Below are 19057 nucleotides of genomic sequence, written 5' to 3' on the forward strand. Positions count from 1 at the left end.
TACGCTACAAGGATCCTCTGGAATAACGACCTACAATTAAAATATAAGGAGTTCTGCATGCGCCGCCAGACCAAGGGCCTGCACGCCCTCTACGCCAAGGATCCCGTGGACGCCGATCGCAAGCTGTGGGGGCGGCAGGTGGATCCCGTCAGCCGTCGTGGATTTCTCACCGGCTCCAGCCTGCTGGCCATGAGCGCGGTACTCGGCGCCAGCATTCCCTTCGCACGCTTCATGCCGGGAGGCCTGATACCCGCAGCCCTGGCCCAGAGCGACGAAGCCTTCGAAATCGAGGGCAAGGAGGGGCTGAGGGTCCTCAACGACCGTCCGATCAACGCCGAGACACCGGCCCATCTGCTCGACGATGACATTACCCCGGCGCGCTACATGTTCGTGCGCAACAACGGCCTGCCCCCGGAGCGAGCCGAGATCGATCCCGCCACCTGGACGCTGGAAATCACCGGCGAGTCGTGCCAGAACCCCACCACCTTCACCATCGCCGAGCTGAAGGAGCGCTTCTCCGAGCACACCTACCAGCTTCAGGTAGAGTGCGGCGGCAATGGTCGCAGCGAGTACGTCCCCGCCGCCAGCGGCAACCAGTGGACCACCGGTGCGGTGGCCTGCCCGACCTTTACCGGGGTACGACTTCGCGATGTGCTGGAGGCCTGTGGCATCGCCGACGACGCCGTCTATATCGGTTACTACGGCGCCGATCGCCATGCCAGCGGCGCCGCCGACAAGGAAGCGATCTCTCGCGGTGTGCCGATGGAAAAGGCCCTGGAGGACGAGTCGCTGATCGCCTGGGCGATGAACGGCGAGGACATTCCCTACCAGAACGGCTACCCGCTGCGCCTGGTGTGCGGCGGCTGGCCGGGTTCGGTATCGGGCAAGTGGCTCAAGCAGATCGTCGTGCGCAACCAGAAGCACGATGGAGCCAAGATGGCGCCTCCCTCCTACAGCGTGCCGGCGAACCCGGTGGCACCGGGCACTGAGGTGGCCAAGGAAGACTTCGTCACCATCCAGTCGATGCCGGTGAAGTCCCTGATCACCTACCCGCGATCAGGGATCGAGCACGCCCAGGGCCAGCCGATGGAGGTGCGCGGCCACGCCTGGGCGGGGGATCTGTCGGTATCCGAGGTGCACACCTCCATCGACTTCGGTGCCACCTGGCAGAAGGCCAGCCTCAACGACGCACCCAATCGCCTCGCCTGGCAGCGCTTTACCACCCAGGTCGAGTTCCCCGAGCCAGGCTATTACGAGGTGTGGGCCCGGGCGGTGGACGAAAACGGCCAGTCCCAGCCCATGGTGGTGCCCGGCTGGAACCCCAAGGGCTACCTCAACAACGCCTGTCACCGCATCGCGGTTCAGGTCGGCTGAGGGAGGAGACTGGCATGGGAATTCGTACTACCAGAAGGCATAGGGCATGGTCGTCGACCCGCCCGCTCTTGATGACTGGCCTGCTGCTCGGCGCGGTGCTGTTCAGCCCCTTTGGCCTGGCTCAATCGACAGGCGAGGCCTCTGGGCAAGCCACAGATGCCCCCCTCGAGACCGATCCGGACAGCGGGTTCGTGATGGCCGAGGGCTGGCAGACGGTCAAGGGCAACTGCACCGTCTGCCACTCCGCCGCCCTGGTCACCCAGAACAGGGGGTCACGCGAGCACTGGGCCTACCTGATCGACTGGATGCAGGAGACTCAGGGCCTGTGGCAGTTCAATCCCGAAATGGAAGCCACCATTCTCGACTACCTGTCGACCCACTACGGCCCGAGGACCGATGCCAGGCGGCAGAACCTGCCCAAGCATCTGATGCCGCCGGCACCACAGGCCAGCGAGACCAGCGCAGAAGGTTGAAACAACGGGCGCGGTCGAAAGGCGGCTGATCGGCCCGGTTCTGCGACAGCGGAATCGGGCATCGTATGCTCTGACAGATAGTCAGATGCCCTAACACAGATCCTTCAGCGCAGATCCTTCAGCGCAAGTCCTTGAGCACAGTGCCGCTGGCGAGGATCTGCGCCTCGAGAGGCAACTCACGGAACGGCTCGCAAACCGCCTCGCTTTGCCATTGGCGCATGGCGGGCAACGCGAGGAGTCGCTCGAGGTAGTCGCGAGACGGGCCACCCATGGGCAGGTCGTAGGTTCGCATCCTGAAGGCGATGGGGGCGAAAAAGGCGTCTGCGGCGGTAAACTGCTCGCCGCACAGGTAAGGTCCACCAAAGCGCGTCAAGCCGTCTTCTAACAGTTCGTCCAGCCGATGCAGGTCATCCAGCAGCTCGGGCGTCTTTTCGTTCAAGCGTACGCGCAGCGCGCAGTGCATCGGACACTGCTGCCTGAGCGCGCCGAAACCTGAATGCATCTCGGCACAGGCACTTCTGGCCCAGCACCTGGCGTCCACATGCTCAGGCCAGATCTCGGAATGACGCTCGGCCAGGTATTCGATGATGGCCAGCGAGTCCCACACCACCCGTTGGTCATGATGCAGGCAGGGCACTCGCCCCGAGGGCGAAAACCGACGAAAGTCGGCGTGACTGTTGCCCTGCTCATCGAAGGGGTGAAAGGCCAGCTCGAAGGGAATCTCGAGCTGGCGCAAGGTGAGCCAGGCCCTCAGCGACCACGACGACGTCTGTCGATTGGCGATATGCAGCACGTACATGACCGCTCTCCCTGGGTTGCCGACAGCGCCTGTCGCTGCCGGTGACGGGATTCAAGCCGCCAGCGACATCTCGTAGCCGGTGTACTTGCGAAGATTGATCACGCCGGTATCGAAGATCAGGTACTGGCCCTTGATCCCCATCAGCGTGCCCTCGACCCGCGGATTCTTGTCGAGGTTGTGAGACGTGACCTTGGTGGGGTACTCAAGCACCGGGTAGTCGAAGCGTCGTGGGCTGCCGTCCAGAGGACGGATGGCATCGGCGCCGAAGCGCTCGCGCAGATCGCCCAGCCCCGCCGACAGCTTCTTCAGCAGACGGTCGCGCTCTGCGGCCAGATCCAGCTCCTCGACCTGGCCCTTGAGCATCGCTCGCCAATTGGTGCGATCCGACACCTCGTTCTTGAACAGCACCTCGACGAAACCAGACTGCTGACGACTGTCCACCTCGAGGATCGGCAACGCCTGGATCGCGCCCTGGTCGAGCCAGCGCGTCGGCATCTGGGTATTGCGGGTGATCCCGACCTTGAGCCCGGAAGCGTTGGACAGGTAGACGACGTGGGGCTGGAAGCAGAACCGCTCGCCCCACTCAGGCTCGCGGCAGGTACCCTCGAAGAAGTGGCACAGCTCGGGCTTCATGATGCAGCTATCGCACTGGGCCAGGCGCTTGAAGCAGGGATAGCAGTGGCCTTGCCCGAAGCTCTTCCTGGTCGCACGTCCACAGTGCGTGCAGGCGATCGCCCCGCTCCACTCGAGTCGCAGGGTGCGGCCCAGGTAGTCGTTGAGCGGCAGACGGTTCTCGCCGGCCTTGAGGGTGTAGCGCGCGGGGGAGTCGGGTTCGACCCCCATCTTGGACAGACATCCGTGGGCAAGTACTTCAGTCACGACTGGCATCCCGGGCGAGCCCCGCCATGTCTTCGGAAACCCCGGCACTGCTCGATGGCCCGCCGGGCCCAGCGCCGCAGGTGCGTTGCTCGAGGTAGCCGATGCGGCTCTCCTCGGGCACATTGTTGTCGTGCTCGTAGCGCATCACGGCTTCCATGCACAGCTCGATCTGTTCGGCCGTCAGCATTCGGCCATCCGGCCACTTGCGCAGCGACACCGCCTGCCTGAGGCTCTGGTAGATCGACGGCGTCATCTGGGAAATCATTCGCTCGAAGGTCATGTCGCTCATGGCATCGCTCTAGTGAAGACGTGATTTGCGGGAATGATACCAGCCCAGCACCAGCCCCACGAGCAGACCGCCCAGATGCGCCTCGTTGGCCACATTGCCAAAACCCACCAGTCCGGCAATGTCGGTCATGGTGAAGACCATCCAGCCGAGCATGAACAGCACCAGCATCTGTGGCACGAAGAAGCCACTGGACGGCGCCCGCCGGGACATCAGCCAGACGTAGCCAAGCAACGCAAAGTCGACGCCCGACATGCCACCGAACAGCACCGTGCCGGTGGCGTACTGGGCCAGGTTTCCGGCAAGCCCTGCCACCACCACCAGCGTCAGCATGCGCAATGGGCCATGCAGGGTCTCCACCTGACGGCCGAAATACCACAACCACATCATGTTGAAGATCAGGTGCATCCAGCCGAAATGCAGAAAGATCGGCGACAGCGGGCGCCATACCTGCCCCGCCGCCAGCGCATCGGGGATACTGCCGACGGCCAGCGCCCCGCCACGGATGCCCACAGGCACGATCGCCAGCCACGCCAGCACCATGTCTCCCCACACAGCGATGGCACCAAACACCAGAAGACACAGCCCGAGCACCGACAAGGTGACCGGATGCTGGCGCAGCAGCGGCCACCAGTGACGTGCCGGTCTCGGCTTCGAGGCGCTGGGCGCGGGTATCGCCTCCCCCCGCTGCCAGCGAGTGATCACCTCGGCCAGAGCGTCCTGTTGTTTCGGGTCCATCAGCCACAGTACCTGGCCGTCGTCCTCGTCGGTGATACGGTGTCCGATGCGGTGCGACCAGAGCGCCTGTCGCAGCTCGCGAGTATCGATATCGTGGGGGATCAGCATGACCCGGAACATGGCGTCTCCAGCGCGAAAAAGGGTAGCGGCCCAGAGATGATGGCCTGAAATGACGTTGGCCGGTAGGGGCAGCGGTCACACGCGGCGCAGATGGGCGAAAGGCCCGACGGCAAGCCGGGCATGGCAGGATGTCTTTTTCATCCACACAGAAAAAGTCCGGCGGAGGGGGCCGCCGGACAAGAGCAAGGGATCATTCAAGGGAACACCTACTCAGACGCCGCTTTTGATAAAGGGTTCAGTCGGGTGCTCGACTTTAATGTAACGTTTTGTATCAATCGAAGACGATCTCTCGGGGCAAGGGCCTCGCACGCACATCCCTGGGCACCGGCACCCATACAAAGTGGTTGGCGTCGAGGCGGGATTCAAAGCTGTAGCGATAGGCCACCAGTCGACCGAACTTCACCGCGCTGTAGTCGAGACAGGCAATATTCGGGGCCGGTAAGGCCGGGACGCCTTCGCACCAATAGTGGCCGATGAACAACGGGGGCTGGTCGGGGCCATAGTAGCTGAGGCTGGCCCGCTCGCTGTCGCTCAACGGCCGGTCCTCGAGGTCTCCCGGTAGATTGTCCGGCTGGAACACCACGTCACCCCAGGTGCGAGGGTCTCGTGCCCAGAAGTGGGTCCGAAAGCTTCGTCGAGTGAAACCGTCTCCGGAATGGATGACCGTGTCCCCGGGCAGGTCGATGGAACCGCCGCGGGTCAGGCGCTCGAGGATCCTCGACTCTTCGGTACCCGGGCTCGAGGCCTGGAGCAGGAAGTCGTGGTCCAGACAGCCGTCGGGCCGGAGCTGCCTGAAGGATTCGATCAGGCGGTCGTCCCAGCAGGCGTGGACCACCCGGATGCCGTCGATCTCGAGACACAGGGGAATCTGACGAAACCACGCCAGGGCATCATCCCACTCCTGGGGGTGGTCATGGTACTGCTCGAGGGTTTCGCGAATGATGCGATTGTGGCGCGGGGTATGGGGGCGCAGCCATTCCCTGCCGTGATCAGGCGGGGCCTTCTGGGTGTACGTCAGGGCATTGATCTCGTGGTTGCCCAGCACGATATAGGCCTCGCCCTCTTCCACCATACGCCTGGCGATGGAGACCGCCAGGCGGATACGCGGGCCACGGTCGATCAGGTCCCCGAGGAAGATCACCTTGCGCTGGGGGTGACGATAGACACCGCCGCGCAGGTGATATCCCAGCCGTTCCAGCAGCGCCGCCAGGGTGGCGCCGCAGCCATGAACGTCACCGATCAGGTCGTAGCCGTCCAGTCGCCTGCTCACGTCAATCTCCCAGCCTGTTGCTCCAGCCCAGCTTGCTGCGCAGGACGTCGTAGAAGTTGTGACCCAGAGGGTGCACCAGTTGAACGTTCTGGGGCTTGCGCCGGATCACCAGAACATCATCGGGCTTGGCCACGGCACGGGTCTGGCCGTCACAGCTGATGTGGGGGTAGGTCTGGTTGGTCTCACCGATATGACAGCGGATCTCGCAGCCAGCGTCGATCACGATGGGCCGGCTCGACAGGGTATGCGGGAACATCGGCACCAGCGTCACCACATCGAGCTTGGGATGCATGATGGGACCACCGCCGGACATGGCGTAGGCGGTGGAACCGGTCGGCGTGGCGATGATCAGGCCATCGCTGCGCTGGCTGTAGACGAACTGGCCATCGATGAACAGTTCGAACTCGATCATCCGCACCGCCTTGCCCGGGTGCAGTACCACTTCATTGAGGGCATCGCCGCTGCCCACCAGAGAGTCCCCGCGGTAGAGCTCGGCGTCGAGCAGAAACCGCTGTTCGACCTCGTACTGTCCTGCCAGCACCTCACCGACACGGGCCTCGAGCTCATCCGGCGAGATATCGGTCAAGAAGCCGAGCCGTCCGCGATTGACCCCCAGCACCAGGGTTCCGCTACGACACAGGGTGCGGGCCGCTCCCAGCAGGCTGCCGTCGCCCCCGACCACGATCACCAGATCACACAGTTCCCCGAGCATGCGGCGACTGGCCTCGGCGTGGCCACGTTCGAGCAACGCCGAGGCGGTACGGTCTTCCACGATCACGTGGTAGCCGGCGTCATCCAGAAAACGAATCAGCCGCTTGAGGGTCTCGACCACCTTGGCGCTGCCCAGGCGCCCGATCAGTCCGATGTTCTTGAACGATTGCATCCACGCATCCTTCCCTTGGCGACCGCTCATTATGGCGAGGGGGGCCTGGCGGAGCAAACCGCGCCCGGCGCCTCAGGCCAACGCATGGCCCAGATCGACGATGGCCCAGACTGACGATAAATTAGACCGGCGCGGTCTGGCGCCGCCGCTGCCACCAGGCGTTGAGCCATAGCGAGCCGGCGATGATGGCGCCTCCCATGGCCAGACGCACCAGATCAGCCTCACGGTTCCAGATCACCAGATTCACCGCAAGGCCGGCAGGGATCAGCATGTTGTTCATGATCGCCAGGGCCCCGGCATCCACCCGCACGGCGCCCAGGTTCCACAGGAAGTAGCCGAGCCCCGAGGCGGCCAGCCCCAGCCACAACAGTACCCCCCACTGCAAGGGCGTCGTCGGCAGCCCAGAGGTGCTGCCCAACAGCGCGAAGGCCGGCAGCGCGATGCACGCCGCGCCCAGGTAGAACCAGGCAAACACATGGTGGCGAGGCAGCGAGGGCGGCAGCGCCACCGACAGGCGCCGATAGCCGACCTGTCCCATGGCGAAACAGAGGTTGGCCCCCTGTACCACCAGGAATCCCAGCCAGAAGTCGTCGTTGACGCCCTTGTAGCGAATGACCGCCGCACCGATCACCGCAAGCCCAGCGGTGACCAGATGGAAGGGCGTGAAACGACCAAACGCCAGGTCATCCAGAATGGTGATGTACAGCGGCGTGAAGATGGTGAACAGCAGCACCTCCGGCACCGACAAGAGCACGAAGGACTGGTAGAAGAAGATGTACATGATGCCGAGCTGGACGGCACCAAGCGCCATCAGCGCAAGCTTATGGCGCAGATCGAGCAGACCGGGCTTCAACAACGGCAGGAACACCAGCGCCGCCAGCCCCACCCGCATCATCACCGCAAAATAGCTGTCCACCTGACCGGCCAGATAGACGCCAATCAGCGAAAACGAGAACGCCCACAGGGCGGTGACCACCACCAGATAGCCCACCGTAAACTCCCATCAGTCAAAAAGGTTTACGGCAGTATACGCGAACACCCTCGCTGGCCCAACGCTTGCCACGCCCGCTGAGCCCTGCTCGCCTCAGTGATTGACCTGCTTCAGCCACCAGGCCCCGTACGCCACCCCAGGCAGCCAGCCCAGCAGGGTCAGCAGGAACGCAATCGCGATCCGGCGCGAACCACCTTCGGCTACCGCCACCGCCAGCGGGGGCATTAGCAGCACCAGCACCATCAAGGCGAGCCGGGCCGCTGGCGACGCCATCAACGCCGACGCCACCTGGGGCGAGGATGTCATGGGCTCGTCACTGGTTCTGGACGCATGCGCATCGGTGCCTTCCTTCTGTTCGGGCACAGGCGGTGGGGTGAAGTGCTCCACCGCCGGGCTATTTGCCGGGGTATTTGAAGGGCTATTTGAAGGGCTATCCATCGCCCCATCCTGCGTACGCTGCGGCTGCGCGTCACGCTGTGCCTGCTGCTGGGCCTGGCGATGGGCCTCGGCGTCAATCTTCTGCTCCAGGCTTTCCGCGCCTTCGGCCAGGACATCGTGGTAACGCTCCCAGTCTTCCCAGTCATGGGGTGTCCCGGCCCTGGGACGATGGTCGTGGGACTCCCGCGCTCGGTCCCAGGCCTTTTCCTCGAGGGTGTTGGGCCTTTCCTTGTCTCGCTCACCGTCGAGCCCCTTGCGGGCCAGATACTCTCGCGCGTCCATCAGAGAACTTACCTCCAGGGTCGAATGACGCCACCGGTATCTCCGATGGCCCATTTCAGTGTGCCAATACAGGCTTTGATGTAACAGCAACGCCTGATTGATAGAGAAACCCGCCTCAACTGTCCTACTGTTTTGATAGAGGTCACCCCCACGGGTTCCCCACAGCGCCATGTTCAGCTCCCAGGAGAGACATCATGCAGGAAAGACAGGTCGAGATCGCCATTATCGGAGCAGGAAGCGCCGGCCTTGGTGCCTGGCACGCGGCGCGACAACATACCGACAAGCTGGTGCTGATCGAATCCGGCGCCTACGGCACCACCTGCGCACGGGTCGGCTGCATGCCGTCCAAGCTGCTGATTTCCGCCGCCGACGTGGCCCAGCAGGCACGGGACTCCGAGGGCTTCGGGGTCAAGGTCAGCGGCGTCAGCGTCGACGGCCCCGCAGTCATGGAACGCCTCCAGCGGGAGCGGGATCGTTTCGTCGGCAGCGTACTGAGTTCGATGGCCCGCATCGAGGAAGACGACCGCATCGTCGGTGCCGCTCGCTTCGAAGACGCCAACACCCTGGTGGTGGGCGACCACACGCGTATCAAGGCCAAGCGCATCGTCATCGCCACCGGCTCCCGCCCCTCCTGGCCCGACTTTCTCAATGCCGCCGGGGATCGCCTGATCATCAACGACGACCTGTTCGAATGGGATGACCTGCCCGAGTCGGTGGTGGTATTCGGGCCCGGCGTCATCGGCCTCGAACTCGGTCAGGCGCTGCACCACCTGGGCGTGCGAGTGCGCATGTTCGGCGTCGGCGGCGCCATCGGTCCTCTCGGCGACCCCGATCTCAAGGCGCTCGCCGACAAGGAGTTCAACACAGGGTTTCCGCTGGACCCCGACGCCACCGTCAAGAAGGTCGACCGGGACGGCGATCAGGTGGTGGTGACCTTCCACTGTCGCGACAGCAACACCGAGAAGACCGAGCGCTTCGACTACCTGCTGGCGGCCACCGGACGTCGGCCCAACGTGGACAAGCTGGACCTGCCGAAGACCGGGCTGGAACTCAACGACCGCGGTGTGCCGGTGTTCGACCGGCTGACCATGCAGTGTCGCTTCGATGACGGTTCGCCCGCACCGATCTTTATCGCCGGTGATGCCAACCAGGATCTTCCCCTGCTGCACGAGGCGTCCGACGAGGGACGCATCGCAGGCGAAAACGCCGGACGCTACCCGGATATTCGCGCCGGTCGCAGGCGTACTCCGTTGGCGGTGGTGTTTACCGATCCGCAGATGGCAAGCGCTGGAGTAGACTACGCTGAACTCAAGCGCCGGGATGAACAACTGACCAACGTGGCCATCGGCGAGGTCTCGTTCGAGGACCAGGGACGGTCCACGGTGATGCGGCAGAACCGAGGCATGCTGAGGCTTTACGCTGAGCACGGCTCGGGAATTCTTCTCGGCGCGGAAATGTTCGGCCCAAGGGCGGAACACCTGGGCCACCTGTTGGCCTGGTCCATCGACCAACGATTGACCGTGGATCGCCTGCTGGAAATGCCCTTCTACCACCCGGTGGTCGAAGAAGGCCTGAGAACAGCACTGAGGGACCTCAACGTGAATCTGCGCAGGGGTCCGGCGATCACCGAACGCTGCCTGGAGTGCGGTCCAGGCGCTTGACGGTCAAGGGCCCGACGCATGGCGCCGGGCCGCTTCAAAGGAGAGCGGTTATGCCACACAAGGCACCTCCATCGATCGTCCGGGACATCATGTCCAAGGACTGCTACCGCGTCAGCGGCAAGACCTCCATTTCCACCCTGGCGGAAGGTCTCGCTCTGCACCGATTGCCAGGGGCCCCGGTGGTGGACAACGGCGATCACCTGATCGGCTTCATCTCCGAGCAGGACGTGCTGGGCAAGGTGATCGAGAGCCTCTATCTGGATCACGAGGCACCGCTGGTCCATGAAATGATGCGTAACGAAGTGCTGTCGGTGTCTCCCACCAAGAGCATCGTCGATCTGGCCCAGGAAATGCTGGGAGCAAAACCCAAGGTGTATCCCGTCACCGAACAGGGCCGACTGGTGGGTATCGTCACCCGCCGCGACGTGCTTACCGCCGTGCTCACCATGCGACGCCATCAACGCAGCGCCTGACCCCTCCTGTTGCGTAACGCCTTCTGTAGACGCACACCGCCGGCATCACGATGCCGGCGGTGTGCGTGCTGTCGCTAGCGCCAACGCTGACACCACTGCCTGGCTCCATCGCCTGGCACCACCGCCTTGCATCGGCCTCCCCGATCCTCCAGATGCCCCTGGCGCTTGTGCAAACCGTAAGGGCGTTCATGGAGCATGCCTGATATGCCCCGGGCTCACAGGTAAGAGAGAGGGAGAGCACCTTCGCCAAAGCAAAAAAAAACGCCCCATGGAAGCCATGAGGCGCAACGATCGATTTAGCAAACCAGATCAACACTGCTAACGACTGCCATCGCGCATGCTGTCTGTACCACATATGACAGTCGTCACCAGAAAAGTTCTCCTTTCATCGAAATTTTTTTTTCCTCTCCTGGGCCCGACGGTGCACAGCGGTGAGAGAAGCGCCCTACGGACCACAGCGTTCTGCGTCGGTTCCAAGCTCTGTGGCAAGAGCTCGACGCTGCCACTACTCGGCGGCCATCAACGGGCACCGCCGGCCAGGTCGTTCAGGTAATGGCATCAAGGATGTCGTCGACAGCGGCCAGGGTGAGGCGCCCGCCGGCACAGGCACCGGTATCCAGATGCAGAACATTGCCAAGCCACAGCGGTGCCTCGACGATGGTGTGCCCCACCACCACCGCATCGACGCCCTCGACGCGGGTCGAGTCCAGGCTGCCGCCGCTGTCACGTCGGAATCTACGCCGCGACCACAGCAGGTGCTCGGCCGGGGCCTGCTCGATCTGACCCCAGTCGTCGGGTGGATCGGCGTGCACCACGCCCAGGCGACGCTGTCCCGCGACGACTTCCCGAGCCAGCGGAAGATGCGGACGGGCGGCGCTCATGGTGCTACGGGCCTCCTCGACGCCATCGAGAAAGACCCAGTTGCCGCCATTGCGCTGCCACAGATCCCAGGCCATTCCTCCGCCTTCGGCCAGGGCGGTGATCGCCATCTGTTCGTGATTACCCATCACCGCAAAGCACCAGGGCTCGAGCGCCAGCGCCAGACAGGCGAGCGATGCCTCTCCCCTGTCGACCAGATCACCGACGCAGAACAGCCGGTCCCGGGCGACATCGAAGTCGACCCTCTCCAGCGCTTCCATCAACTGGGCGTACTGGCCGTGCACGTCACCGACGACGTAATCACGCCCTATTCGGTTTGGTCCATGACGTATACAGCGCATGAATCTTCTCCTGCCCCCAGTGCGAGCTCAGGCTTGACGCCATCGCAACATTCGTCCTATGTTCCTTTTACAGAACGTTCGATAAATGGAACAACAGCTCAACCGAACAGTGACCTCATGATCGAGCCTTTCTCCCAAGCTAGCTTCTCAAGCGACGACACGCTGCATGCCGAAGCGCTCGGCCGGCATCTTCAGCATCTGCGCCAATTGCGTGGCTGGTCGCTATCCCGCCTGGCCAGCGACGCCGGCGTCGCCAAGTCGAATCTGTCTCGGCTGGAACAGGGCAACGGCAACCCTACCCTGGACACCCTGTGGCGCCTGGCGAGCTGCCTCGAGGTGCCTTTCGGCACCCTGATAAAGCCCGTGACCACGGCGCTGGATGACCAGGGCGTGCAGGTCCAGTTGATCGATCAGGGCGATAGCCAACCGGCCGTCGACGTCTACTGGATGCGCCTGGACCCTGACGTCTATCGGCTCAGCGAAGCCCACCCCGCCGGCGTGCACGAGACCGTCACGGTGATCTCCGGCCGGTTGACCACCGGCCCCGAGCACGAGAGCCAAACTCTGGGTCCCGGCCAGAGCGTCACCTTCGCGGCGGATCGTCCACACCTCTACGCGTCCGACAACCAGGCCACTTCCGCCACCCTGACCATCGTCTACCACCCACCGGAAACCTCTCGATGACCACCACGACGACTCCTTTGAGTGCCAGCCCCTGGGTGACCGGCGTCCGCGAGGCGATCCCGCTGCTCGGCGGCTACATCCCCATCGCCATCTCCTTTGGCCTGGTAGCCGTCCAGGCGGGCTTCAGTGCCTGGGAAGCCGTCGCCATCTCTACCCTGATCTATGCCGGCGCCTCCCAGTTCGTGTTCGTCGGCATGGTGGCAGGTGGCGTTCCTCTGTGGCTGGTGGTCGCCATGACCCTGTTGATCAATGTTCGTCACGTGGTCTACGCCCCGAACCTTGCCGCCTCGATGACCACGAGCCGCTGGTGGCCTGCACTGATGCACGGCCTGACCGACCAGGTCTTCGCCCTGGCGCTGACGCGTCTGCCGCAACTGCCGGAGGCGGCTCGGCTTGGCTGGTACACCGGCGCCGCCCTGCTGGCCTGGCTGGCCTGGATCGCCGGTACCGCCGTAGGTGCACTGGGGGGAGAATGGGTGGTGGAACGCTGGCCGCTGCTGGGCGAGGTGATGCCCTTTGCCCTGCCTGCCCTGTTTCTCGTGTTGGTGGTGCCTCGCCTGTCCAGCTTCCGCTGGGGCCTGGCGACCCTGGTGACCATCGCCGCAGGCGCCCTGCTGGCGGTGCTGGGGGTGGCCAATGCCGGCATCCCCCTGGCGGCTCTGTGCGGCGCACTTTGCTTCTTTATCGTCAAACGTTCACCGGTCACAAGGAGTCGATCATGACCACTACGCTGTGGATGGCGGTGGTAGCGACCACCCTGGGCACCCTGCTGATGCGAATGGCGCCCCTGATATGGATGCGCCGTCGTCTCGCCGAGCGCCAGACGGAAGACAGCGTCGAACCGATGCCGCAGTGGCTGTCGGTGCTGGGGCCTTTGATGATCGCCGCGGTCCTGGGCGTCTCGTTGGTACCAGCACAGCCGAGCATCGCCAGCTGGAGCGCCACTGGCGTGGGAGTACTGGCGACGCTGGCGGTATGGTATCGAACGCGATCGCTGGGCTGGCCGGTCGCTGCCGGCGTGGCCGCCTACGGACTGACGCTGGTATTGGCCGGTTCGCTCTGACACTCAAGTCGACGCTGACCCGAAAAGGCCTACCGGGTATTGCTGTCCGCAACCCAAGCGGTCTTGCCTTTTCCTTTCCCTGTGTCTATTTCCGTCAGGCCCGCACCGAATGGTGGCGGGCCGCTGCCTTCCTGCCCCCAACTCGCCGTGTTCCATCGTTTGACCCGCAGGCTTTTCCTGCGCGGCCAGGCGCTCTCCCTCATTTATGCGCGCAAGATACTAAAGCTCGAGCGATATCGGCCGATACTCGTTCGGCTCCAGTGCCAGCTCCAGGATGGAAAAGGCATTTTAAAAAGAAAAAACAAGAACCTGCTTCGACCTTGCTCCCAGCCCTTCTACTCCCGAGGTAACTTGATGGTATCGGCCAGAAGAATAAGCGCCCTGTATCGCGCACTGAATAGCCACACCGCCTGTATTGTCTTTCGTCCCGACGGCACCATCCGCGAAGCCAGTGATGCCTTTCTTGCCACCGTCGGCTATCGGCTCGATCAGATACGCGGTCAGCACCACCGCATGTTCTGCCCGCCAGAGGTTCATCAGGACCCCGCCTACGAGGCATTCTGGCGGGGTCTGGCGGACGGCCAGTCGAAAACCGGCACCTTTCGCCGCATCGACGCCAATGGCAATCCGCTATGGCTGGAGGCGACCTACCTTCCTGTGCGCTCCGCTCGAGGCAAGATTCACTACATTCTCAAGATTGCCAATGACGTCACCGACGATCGCCTTGCGGCGTCCGGTCAGGATGCTGTGCTCAGCGCCCTCGACGCGTCCATGGCGGTGATCGAATTCACACCGGAAGGCGAAATACTGCGTGCCAACGGCAACTTCCTGACCACGATGGGCTATCGTCTCGACGACATCCTGGGACGGCATCACAGGATGTTCTGCGACGACACCTTCTACCGAGATCACCCCGACTTCTGGCAGGAACTGGCCGCCAACACCTTCAAGCAGGGACGCTTCAGACGCATAACCGCCAGTGGGCGCACCGTCTGGCTCGAGGCCACCTACAACCCGGTGATCGATGAGACCGGCAGGGTGACACGCGTCGTCAAGTTCGCCACCGACATCACCCGCTCTGTCGAGGCCGACGATGCCGCTCGCAGTGCCGTGGAGTCCGCCCGTGTCACCGCGGAGCAGACCGAGACCATCGCCGACAATGGCCTGGTCCAGCTCGAAGAGGCTGTCGAGTCTTCGCGCCAGGCCGCCGACGAGATCAAGGCGACCCAAGCCATCGTGGCCGCCCTGGAGGAGCAGACGCGAGCGATCAACAACATCACCGACTCCATCTCGCGGATCGCCCAGCAGACCAACCTGCTGGCGCTGAATGCGGCGGTCGAAGCGGCGCGCGCCGGCGAGCATGGCCGAGGCTTTGCGGTGGTAGCCCAGGAGGTTCGCGAACTGTCCCAGGGCTCCACCCGCGCCGCCGAGCAGATCACCCAGGTGCTCAACGACAACAACCAACGTATTCGACTGGCCAACCAGAAGATCACCGAGGTGGCCACCCGCAGTGACCTCAGCCAGCAACGGATCGGCGAGGCGCAATTGGTGATACGCGAGATCCTGGACGGCGCCCACAACGTCTCGGCGGCGATTCGCAAGCTCTGATCGTGGCGTGTGATGGGCATCACTACCGCACCGCAGTCATTGTCGCCACCACAAGCCAGATGACTGCGGCGTGGCTCCAGGTCCGTTCGGTTGACGAAAATCACGCCGCACGAGCCTTTTGCTTGCAAGGCGTAACCAACGGAGATTACTATCAAAAACGCCTTGCGGGTGTAGCTCAATGGTAGAGCAGAAGCTTCCCAAGCTTAAGACGAGGGTTCGATTCCCTTCACCCGCTCCAGGGCCTCCCCTTTTTTCGGCCACAGTGCTTGCAGCTTTCTTCGCAAGCTGACCCGCTGCGCCCCTTATTTCGCTGCATCCTTTATTTCGCAGCGCCCTTTATTTCGCTTCGCTCTGCCTTTCACAGTGCTCCCTTCCCGCTGCGCGCTCCAGACCTCCCCCCCCATCCTGCGATCAGGCGTCATTTTTGCACGCTGTCTCGTGCTTTGGCCTTGCCTGTTCAGCGTCCTGGGTACTGCGGGCCCCGGCATGTCGCCCTTCATGCATCTATCGCCGAACCGGCCTCATACTTGAAGACTACGCCCCCCTTCGATGGGCCCCTGTTCAAGCTCGGTTTTCGCACGCTAGGCTGGCGCCACAATCATAAAGTCGTGGGGACGCCGTATGCCTTTTTACCGCTACACCCTGCTGCTGACGCCTGTCTGGCTGCTGCTAAGCACCCTGGCCATGGCCGATGGCGCGAGGGATAGCTGCGATCAGCGCGCGCAGGCACTCGAGCATGACCTCGCCTTCGCGCGTCATGCCGAGGACACCGCACGGGTGAATGAGCTGGAACTCGCCCTGGATGGTGTCCGAAGCGGCTGCACCGGCGAAGACGTGCTCAGCCAAGCCGAGTCACGCGTACGTGAGGGTCAGCAGATGGTGGAACAGCGCCAGCAGGAATTGAACGAGGCCTTCGATGAAGGTGATATCGGCCAGATAACGCGTAAACGGGAGGCTCTCGAGGTCGCCATCGAGGTGCTCAACGCTCGCATCGCCGCGCTCAAGGTGCTGCTGCCGTCGGCCAGTTGAACCTTACGCGGCCGCCATTCGAGGGAAAGTGCCAGCCGCAGAGCGTCAAGCGCTGGTCGCGCCGCCAGTCTGACGACCGCCATTGGTCGCGCCTAGTCTTGGTCCTGGCGTCGCTCCCAGCGCTCCTCGATGGCGAGCCCGATCCAGATGCCGGCGATCATGCAGGCCAGGGCGACGACCGCTCCCGGCGAGCCTGCCGGCAACGCGATCAATAGCTGTAGATCGTTGCCACCCAGCGCAAGCGAGGCGCCGATGCCCATCACGATGCCGGCCAGCAGATGCTTCATCCAGCGCCCGAGGGACCCCTGATACTCGCCCGGTCGGAAGTGGGCTCGCGCCGCTACCAGCATTCCCGCCAGGATCGCGACGCTGATCAGGACGCGTCCGAGGCTAGGCCAGGCGACGGCCATGTCCATCGCCAGCGGCCGCTCGGTGACGTCTCGAATCAACTGGCTCGGTGACCACAGTGGTTCCAGCACGCCCAACAGACCGCCTACCGCGCCGAACACCATGACACCCGCGTAGATACGGCGGTGAGCCGGTGACAGCCGCCAGATCGCCAGCAGCGAGACTGCGACGATACTCAGTACCAGCCACCAGGCCGGCGTGAAGGTCGCCATCAGACGGGTGTAGGAGATATCAGGGGCGCCCAGGTACAGCATCCACCAACCCAGCACCCAGCCCAGAATGGTGGCGAGCATGTGCCACTGCCCCCGCGCCAGGGCGGAAAGGGTCGAGATCGAACAGCCATGATTGACCGCCGCGGCCAGGCCAAACAGCAGCCCACCGACGGCGAAGGGCCACCCGATCGCGTGACGTCTGAGCACCTCGCCAAGAGGGAAATGGATGAACAGGGGGCTGGCAAGCCAGAACCAGACGCCGCAGCCGACGATGGTCAGCAACAGACCCGGCCGCCACATGCGTATCCCCTGAACCGCACGCACCATGCAAAGACCGGTACGCTGGGCGAGCCACCCCAGCGCGACAGCCAGCAGCAGGGAGACCAACAGAGCCATCACATCTCCTCGTTTACACGGTTCCGGAAATACAAGGACGGAACACTATCTGACGATCATGGCCGGCGATGGTGCGATATTGGCCGGCACGCCATGCTGTTGCTCGATGTCCCTCTACTCTCGGCATTCCTCTCTGCATTCCTGTCTGTTCAGAACGGGGGTCAGAGCTGGTGTCGCGGCGGATGGCCGAACAGGCCGTCACCCCGACAAGGATCTCGACGTCGTGCGGCCTCACATCCATCCATAATGTAACAATATGCAATGAACGCCCCTGCCACCACACCAGCGTCAACGCAGATCGGGACCCGCGACATGTGCGGCTGGATGTGAGAGCCTTGCGATCAGCCGTCCTTTCCCGTTTCAAGCGATCTACCGTGCCATGACCTTGTCCTTGTTTCTGCTCGTGTTCGTCGTCTGTCTGGTCGTCTTCGTCGCGGTGCTCGCGGTGTTGATGCTGTCCGGCACGCCACGATACCGCACCGAGCCACAGCACCTGCTTGACCTGTTCGACCGTGCTCTCGACAGCACAGTTGGCGAAGATGAATGGAATGCCGTCATCCTTTATCCGATTCGCCACGACGAGTACCTGGACGGCGTCCGACGCCGCGCTCGCAGCCTGGTCGATGAACACGGGCGCTTTGGCCGGGTGACCCGGGGCAAGGCCCTGCTGGACAGCGCCGGACAGGAAGACCTGCGTGCACTGCGCGACCACCTGGCCGCTCGTATCCGCCTCAGGGAGCAGCCCAGGGGGGACTGACAGTCAGTGAGAATCCTGTACCCATCGGGTATGATGACGTCCTCGTTACCGCCTGCGGGAGCCCCCCGATGAGCAGCGCCATCAGGCAGATCCCCCTGGACACCGCGACCCGGCACCACTCCCACGACTACCATCAGATCGTGATCGCCCTGGCCGGGCGCGCCGACTTCGACATCGAAGGCCTTGGCGGCACCATCGAGGCATTCTGCGGCTGCATCGTGCCCGCCAACCACCTCCACTACTACGCCGGCACCGGCAACAACCGCCAACTGATCCTCGACCTTCCCGATGACGCCCTGGCGCTCACCGGCCATCATCATGAACTGGCCAGGCTGTTCGACGCGCCACGTTTCTTCACCCTGGACGCACCTCTGAAACAGTTCCTGGGTTTCGTGGTGGCCGAAATGAACCAGTTGGCGCTCGAGGGCCCCGTCCCTGCCCTGCATCAGGAGCGCCTGGCGACCACCTTGCTGGGCTCATTGCATGCGCGTCTGGCCGGCGATGAAACCGGCGCGATGCACCACCGGCGCATCGACCTGCGCGCGCTCGATCGCTACATCGACGATCACCTGGCGCGCCGCTTCAAGGTCGCCGATCTGGCGGCCTTCGCCTGCCTCAGCGAAACCCACTTTACCGAACGCTTCCGCGCCCAGACGGGCATGTCACCCTGGCAGTACGTGATGCGTCGACGCCTGGAGGCGTCACGTCAGCTGCTGATGCGCAGTCGCCTGCCGTTGTCAGAAATCGCCGCCCTCACCGGCTTCGCCCATCAGAGCGCCCTGTCCCGCGCCTACCGCAAGCACTATGGCCATCCCCCCAGCCAGACCCGACGTCATGTCAGCGAGATTTCGTCACCGAATCTCCACCATCTGACTGCCAAATCGGCACATTAAAGCTAGGGTTAGTCGGTAACGCCCGTGGATTTGCCAAATCCTTCGGTGCATTTGGCAAGCATGGAAGAGGCATGCAACCTAGGCTTGCCAACATGCCCGGATTGCGTGACTGCACGTCCG

21 protein-coding genes and 1 tRNA gene are annotated in these 19057 nt (G+C 63.5%); 12 read left to right on the forward strand and 10 right to left on the reverse strand.

Features of this window, described 5'->3' with window-relative positions; translation table 11 throughout:
* Positions 1–57 precede the first annotated feature (57 nt).
* Both NKF27_RS13345 and NKF27_RS13350 read left to right on the forward strand, forming a co-directional pair.
* Positions 58–1374 (forward strand): sulfite oxidase, encoded by a 1317-nt coding sequence (locus tag NKF27_RS13345; protein ID WP_124803927.1) that lies wholly within the window; start codon positions 58–60, stop codon positions 1372–1374.
* A 14-nt stretch (positions 1375–1388) separates the two neighbouring features.
* Positions 1389–1847, forward strand: a complete 459-nt coding sequence (locus tag NKF27_RS13350; protein ID WP_222516691.1) for a hypothetical protein — start codon at positions 1389–1391, stop codon at positions 1845–1847.
* Between the two features lie 118 nt (positions 1848–1965).
* Here NKF27_RS13350 and NKF27_RS13355 read toward each other — a convergent pair whose 3' ends face one another.
* From NKF27_RS13355 to NKF27_RS13390, 8 genes are all read right to left on the reverse strand, one after another.
* A complete protein-coding gene (locus tag NKF27_RS13355) occupies positions 1966–2646 on the reverse strand; it encodes a glutathione S-transferase family protein (RefSeq protein WP_253552317.1) in 681 nt (226 codons plus the stop codon).
* Positions 2647–2697: 51 nt separating this feature from the next.
* Positions 2698–3489 carry a DUF2797 domain-containing protein gene (locus NKF27_RS13360; protein ID WP_253556480.1) on the reverse strand — a complete coding sequence of 264 codons (792 nt, stop codon included), beginning with the start codon at positions 3487–3489 and terminating at the stop codon, positions 2698–2700.
* A gap of 28 nt (positions 3490–3517) precedes the next feature.
* Complete coding sequence (locus NKF27_RS13365; protein ID WP_253552319.1) at positions 3518–3814, reverse strand: YeaC family protein; 297 nt, start codon at positions 3812–3814, stop codon at positions 3518–3520.
* A 9-nt stretch (positions 3815–3823) separates the two neighbouring features.
* Positions 3824–4669, reverse strand: coding sequence for a rhomboid family intramembrane serine protease (locus NKF27_RS13370; RefSeq protein ID WP_253552320.1), 846 nt, complete (start codon positions 4667–4669; stop codon positions 3824–3826).
* Between the two features lie 271 nt (positions 4670–4940).
* A complete protein-coding gene (locus NKF27_RS13375; protein ID WP_253556481.1) occupies positions 4941–5927 on the reverse strand; it encodes a metallophosphoesterase in 987 nt (328 codons plus the stop codon).
* A 13-nt stretch (positions 5928–5940) separates the two neighbouring features.
* The gene (locus tag NKF27_RS13380) at positions 5941–6822 is read right to left on the reverse strand and encodes an NAD(+) kinase (RefSeq protein ID WP_108132991.1); all 882 of its coding nucleotides are present in this window, start codon (positions 6820–6822) and stop codon (positions 5941–5943) included.
* A gap of 121 nt (positions 6823–6943) precedes the next feature.
* Entirely contained in the window at positions 6944–7813 is an 870-nt protein-coding gene (locus tag NKF27_RS13385; RefSeq protein WP_253552322.1) for a DMT family transporter, read from the reverse strand.
* A gap of 93 nt (positions 7814–7906) precedes the next feature.
* Positions 7907–8533, reverse strand: coding sequence for a YqaE/Pmp3 family membrane protein (locus tag NKF27_RS13390; protein ID WP_253552324.1), 627 nt, complete (start codon positions 8531–8533; stop codon positions 7907–7909).
* Positions 8534–8727: 194 nt separating this feature from the next.
* On the opposite strand from NKF27_RS13390, the gene NKF27_RS13395 reads away from it, so the two are divergent.
* Together NKF27_RS13395 and NKF27_RS13400 are read left to right on the forward strand one after the other, a co-directional pair.
* The gene (locus NKF27_RS13395; protein WP_253552326.1) at positions 8728–10194 is read left to right on the forward strand and encodes a dihydrolipoyl dehydrogenase; all 1467 of its coding nucleotides are present in this window, start codon (positions 8728–8730) and stop codon (positions 10192–10194) included.
* A gap of 50 nt (positions 10195–10244) precedes the next feature.
* Positions 10245–10667, forward strand: a complete 423-nt coding sequence (locus NKF27_RS13400; protein ID WP_045994411.1) for a CBS domain-containing protein — start codon at positions 10245–10247, stop codon at positions 10665–10667.
* A gap of 545 nt (positions 10668–11212) precedes the next feature.
* On the opposite strand, the gene NKF27_RS13405 is transcribed toward NKF27_RS13400, so the two are convergent.
* Positions 11213–11887 carry a metallophosphoesterase gene (locus NKF27_RS13405; protein ID WP_253552328.1) on the reverse strand — a complete coding sequence of 225 codons (675 nt, stop codon included), beginning with the start codon at positions 11885–11887 and terminating at the stop codon, positions 11213–11215.
* 117 nt (positions 11888–12004) lie between these two features.
* Between NKF27_RS13405 and NKF27_RS13410 the strand changes: the two genes are divergently transcribed.
* The 6 genes from NKF27_RS13410 (at position 12005) to NKF27_RS13435 (ending at position 16271) form a co-directional block, all read left to right on the forward strand.
* On the forward strand, positions 12005–12571 hold the full coding sequence (locus NKF27_RS13410; protein ID WP_108448874.1) for a helix-turn-helix domain-containing protein: 567 nt from the start codon (positions 12005–12007) through the stop codon (positions 12569–12571).
* Positions 12568–13293: an AzlC family ABC transporter permease gene (locus NKF27_RS13415; RefSeq protein WP_253552330.1), complete on the forward strand. Its 726-nt coding sequence runs from the start codon at positions 12568–12570 to the stop codon at positions 13291–13293. Before NKF27_RS13410 ends, NKF27_RS13415 begins: the two co-directional genes overlap by 4 nt.
* Positions 13290–13634: an AzlD domain-containing protein gene (locus tag NKF27_RS13420; RefSeq protein ID WP_045994407.1), complete on the forward strand. Its 345-nt coding sequence runs from the start codon at positions 13290–13292 to the stop codon at positions 13632–13634. The genes NKF27_RS13415 and NKF27_RS13420 overlap by 4 nt, the downstream gene beginning before the upstream one ends.
* A 354-nt stretch (positions 13635–13988) precedes the next feature.
* A complete protein-coding gene (locus NKF27_RS13425; RefSeq protein ID WP_253552332.1) occupies positions 13989–15242 on the forward strand; it encodes a methyl-accepting chemotaxis protein in 1254 nt (417 codons plus the stop codon).
* Between the two features lie 164 nt (positions 15243–15406).
* A tRNA-Gly gene (locus NKF27_RS13430) sits at positions 15407–15480 on the forward strand.
* Positions 15481–15863: 383 nt separating this feature from the next.
* A complete protein-coding gene (locus NKF27_RS13435) occupies positions 15864–16271 on the forward strand; it encodes a DUF1090 domain-containing protein (RefSeq protein ID WP_253552333.1) in 408 nt (135 codons plus the stop codon).
* Between the two features lie 92 nt (positions 16272–16363).
* On the opposite strand, the gene NKF27_RS13440 is transcribed toward NKF27_RS13435, so the two are convergent.
* The gene (locus NKF27_RS13440) at positions 16364–17287 is read right to left on the reverse strand and encodes a YeeE/YedE thiosulfate transporter family protein (protein ID WP_253552335.1); all 924 of its coding nucleotides are present in this window, start codon (positions 17285–17287) and stop codon (positions 16364–16366) included.
* 385 nt (positions 17288–17672) lie between these two features.
* On the opposite strand from NKF27_RS13440, the gene NKF27_RS13445 reads away from it, so the two are divergent.
* Both NKF27_RS13445 and NKF27_RS13450 read left to right on the forward strand, forming a co-directional pair.
* A complete protein-coding gene (locus NKF27_RS13445; protein WP_045994420.1) occupies positions 17673–18044 on the forward strand; it encodes a hypothetical protein in 372 nt (123 codons plus the stop codon).
* Positions 18045–18112: 68 nt separating this feature from the next.
* Positions 18113–18937 carry an AraC family transcriptional regulator gene (locus NKF27_RS13450; RefSeq protein ID WP_108450175.1) on the forward strand — a complete coding sequence of 275 codons (825 nt, stop codon included), beginning with the start codon at positions 18113–18115 and terminating at the stop codon, positions 18935–18937.
* The last annotated feature ends 120 nt before the right edge of the window (positions 18938–19057 follow it).

Origin of the sequence: Halomonas sp. DN3, assembly GCF_024137905.1 — a bacterium.
Lineage (GTDB): Bacteria > Pseudomonadota > Gammaproteobacteria > Pseudomonadales > Halomonadaceae > Halomonas > Halomonas litopenaei.

Bases quoted from the DNA above. Each gene is read 5' to 3' on its own strand.
- NKF27_RS13345 (WP_124803927.1), top strand. From the start codon at position 58: ATGCGCCGCCAGACCAAGGGCCTGCACGCCCTCTACGCCAAGGATCCC.
- NKF27_RS13350 (WP_222516691.1), top strand. From the start codon at position 1,389: ATGGGAATTCGTACTACCAGAAGGCATAGGGCATGGTCGTCGACCCGC.
- NKF27_RS13355 (WP_253552317.1), bottom strand. From the start codon at position 2,646: ATGTACGTGCTGCATATCGCCAATCGACAGACGTCGTCGTGGTCGCTG.
- NKF27_RS13360 (WP_253556480.1), bottom strand. From the start codon at position 3,489: ATGGGGGTCGAACCCGACTCCCCCGCGCGCTACACCCTCAAGGCCGGC.
- NKF27_RS13365 (WP_253552319.1), bottom strand. From the start codon at position 3,814: ATGAGCGACATGACCTTCGAGCGAATGATTTCCCAGATGACGCCGTCG.
- NKF27_RS13370 (WP_253552320.1), bottom strand. From the start codon at position 4,669: ATGTTCCGGGTCATGCTGATCCCCCACGATATCGATACTCGCGAGCTG.
- NKF27_RS13380 (WP_108132991.1), bottom strand. From the start codon at position 6,822: ATGCAATCGTTCAAGAACATCGGACTGATCGGGCGCCTGGGCAGCGCC.
- NKF27_RS13390 (WP_253552324.1), bottom strand. From the start codon at position 8,533: ATGGACGCGCGAGAGTATCTGGCCCGCAAGGGGCTCGACGGTGAGCGA.
- NKF27_RS13395 (WP_253552326.1), top strand. From the start codon at position 8,728: ATGCAGGAAAGACAGGTCGAGATCGCCATTATCGGAGCAGGAAGCGCC.
- NKF27_RS13400 (WP_045994411.1), top strand. From the start codon at position 10,245: ATGCCACACAAGGCACCTCCATCGATCGTCCGGGACATCATGTCCAAG.
- NKF27_RS13405 (WP_253552328.1), bottom strand. From the start codon at position 11,887: ATGCGCTGTATACGTCATGGACCAAACCGAATAGGGCGTGATTACGTC.
- NKF27_RS13410 (WP_108448874.1), top strand. From the start codon at position 12,005: ATGATCGAGCCTTTCTCCCAAGCTAGCTTCTCAAGCGACGACACGCTG.
- NKF27_RS13415 (WP_253552330.1), top strand. From the start codon at position 12,568: ATGACCACCACGACGACTCCTTTGAGTGCCAGCCCCTGGGTGACCGGC.
- NKF27_RS13420 (WP_045994407.1), top strand. From the start codon at position 13,290: ATGACCACTACGCTGTGGATGGCGGTGGTAGCGACCACCCTGGGCACC.
- NKF27_RS13425 (WP_253552332.1), top strand. From the start codon at position 13,989: ATGGTATCGGCCAGAAGAATAAGCGCCCTGTATCGCGCACTGAATAGC.
- NKF27_RS13435 (WP_253552333.1), top strand. From the start codon at position 15,864: ATGCCTTTTTACCGCTACACCCTGCTGCTGACGCCTGTCTGGCTGCTG.
- NKF27_RS13440 (WP_253552335.1), bottom strand. From the start codon at position 17,287: ATGGCTCTGTTGGTCTCCCTGCTGCTGGCTGTCGCGCTGGGGTGGCTC.
- NKF27_RS13450 (WP_108450175.1), top strand. From the start codon at position 18,113: ATGAGCAGCGCCATCAGGCAGATCCCCCTGGACACCGCGACCCGGCAC.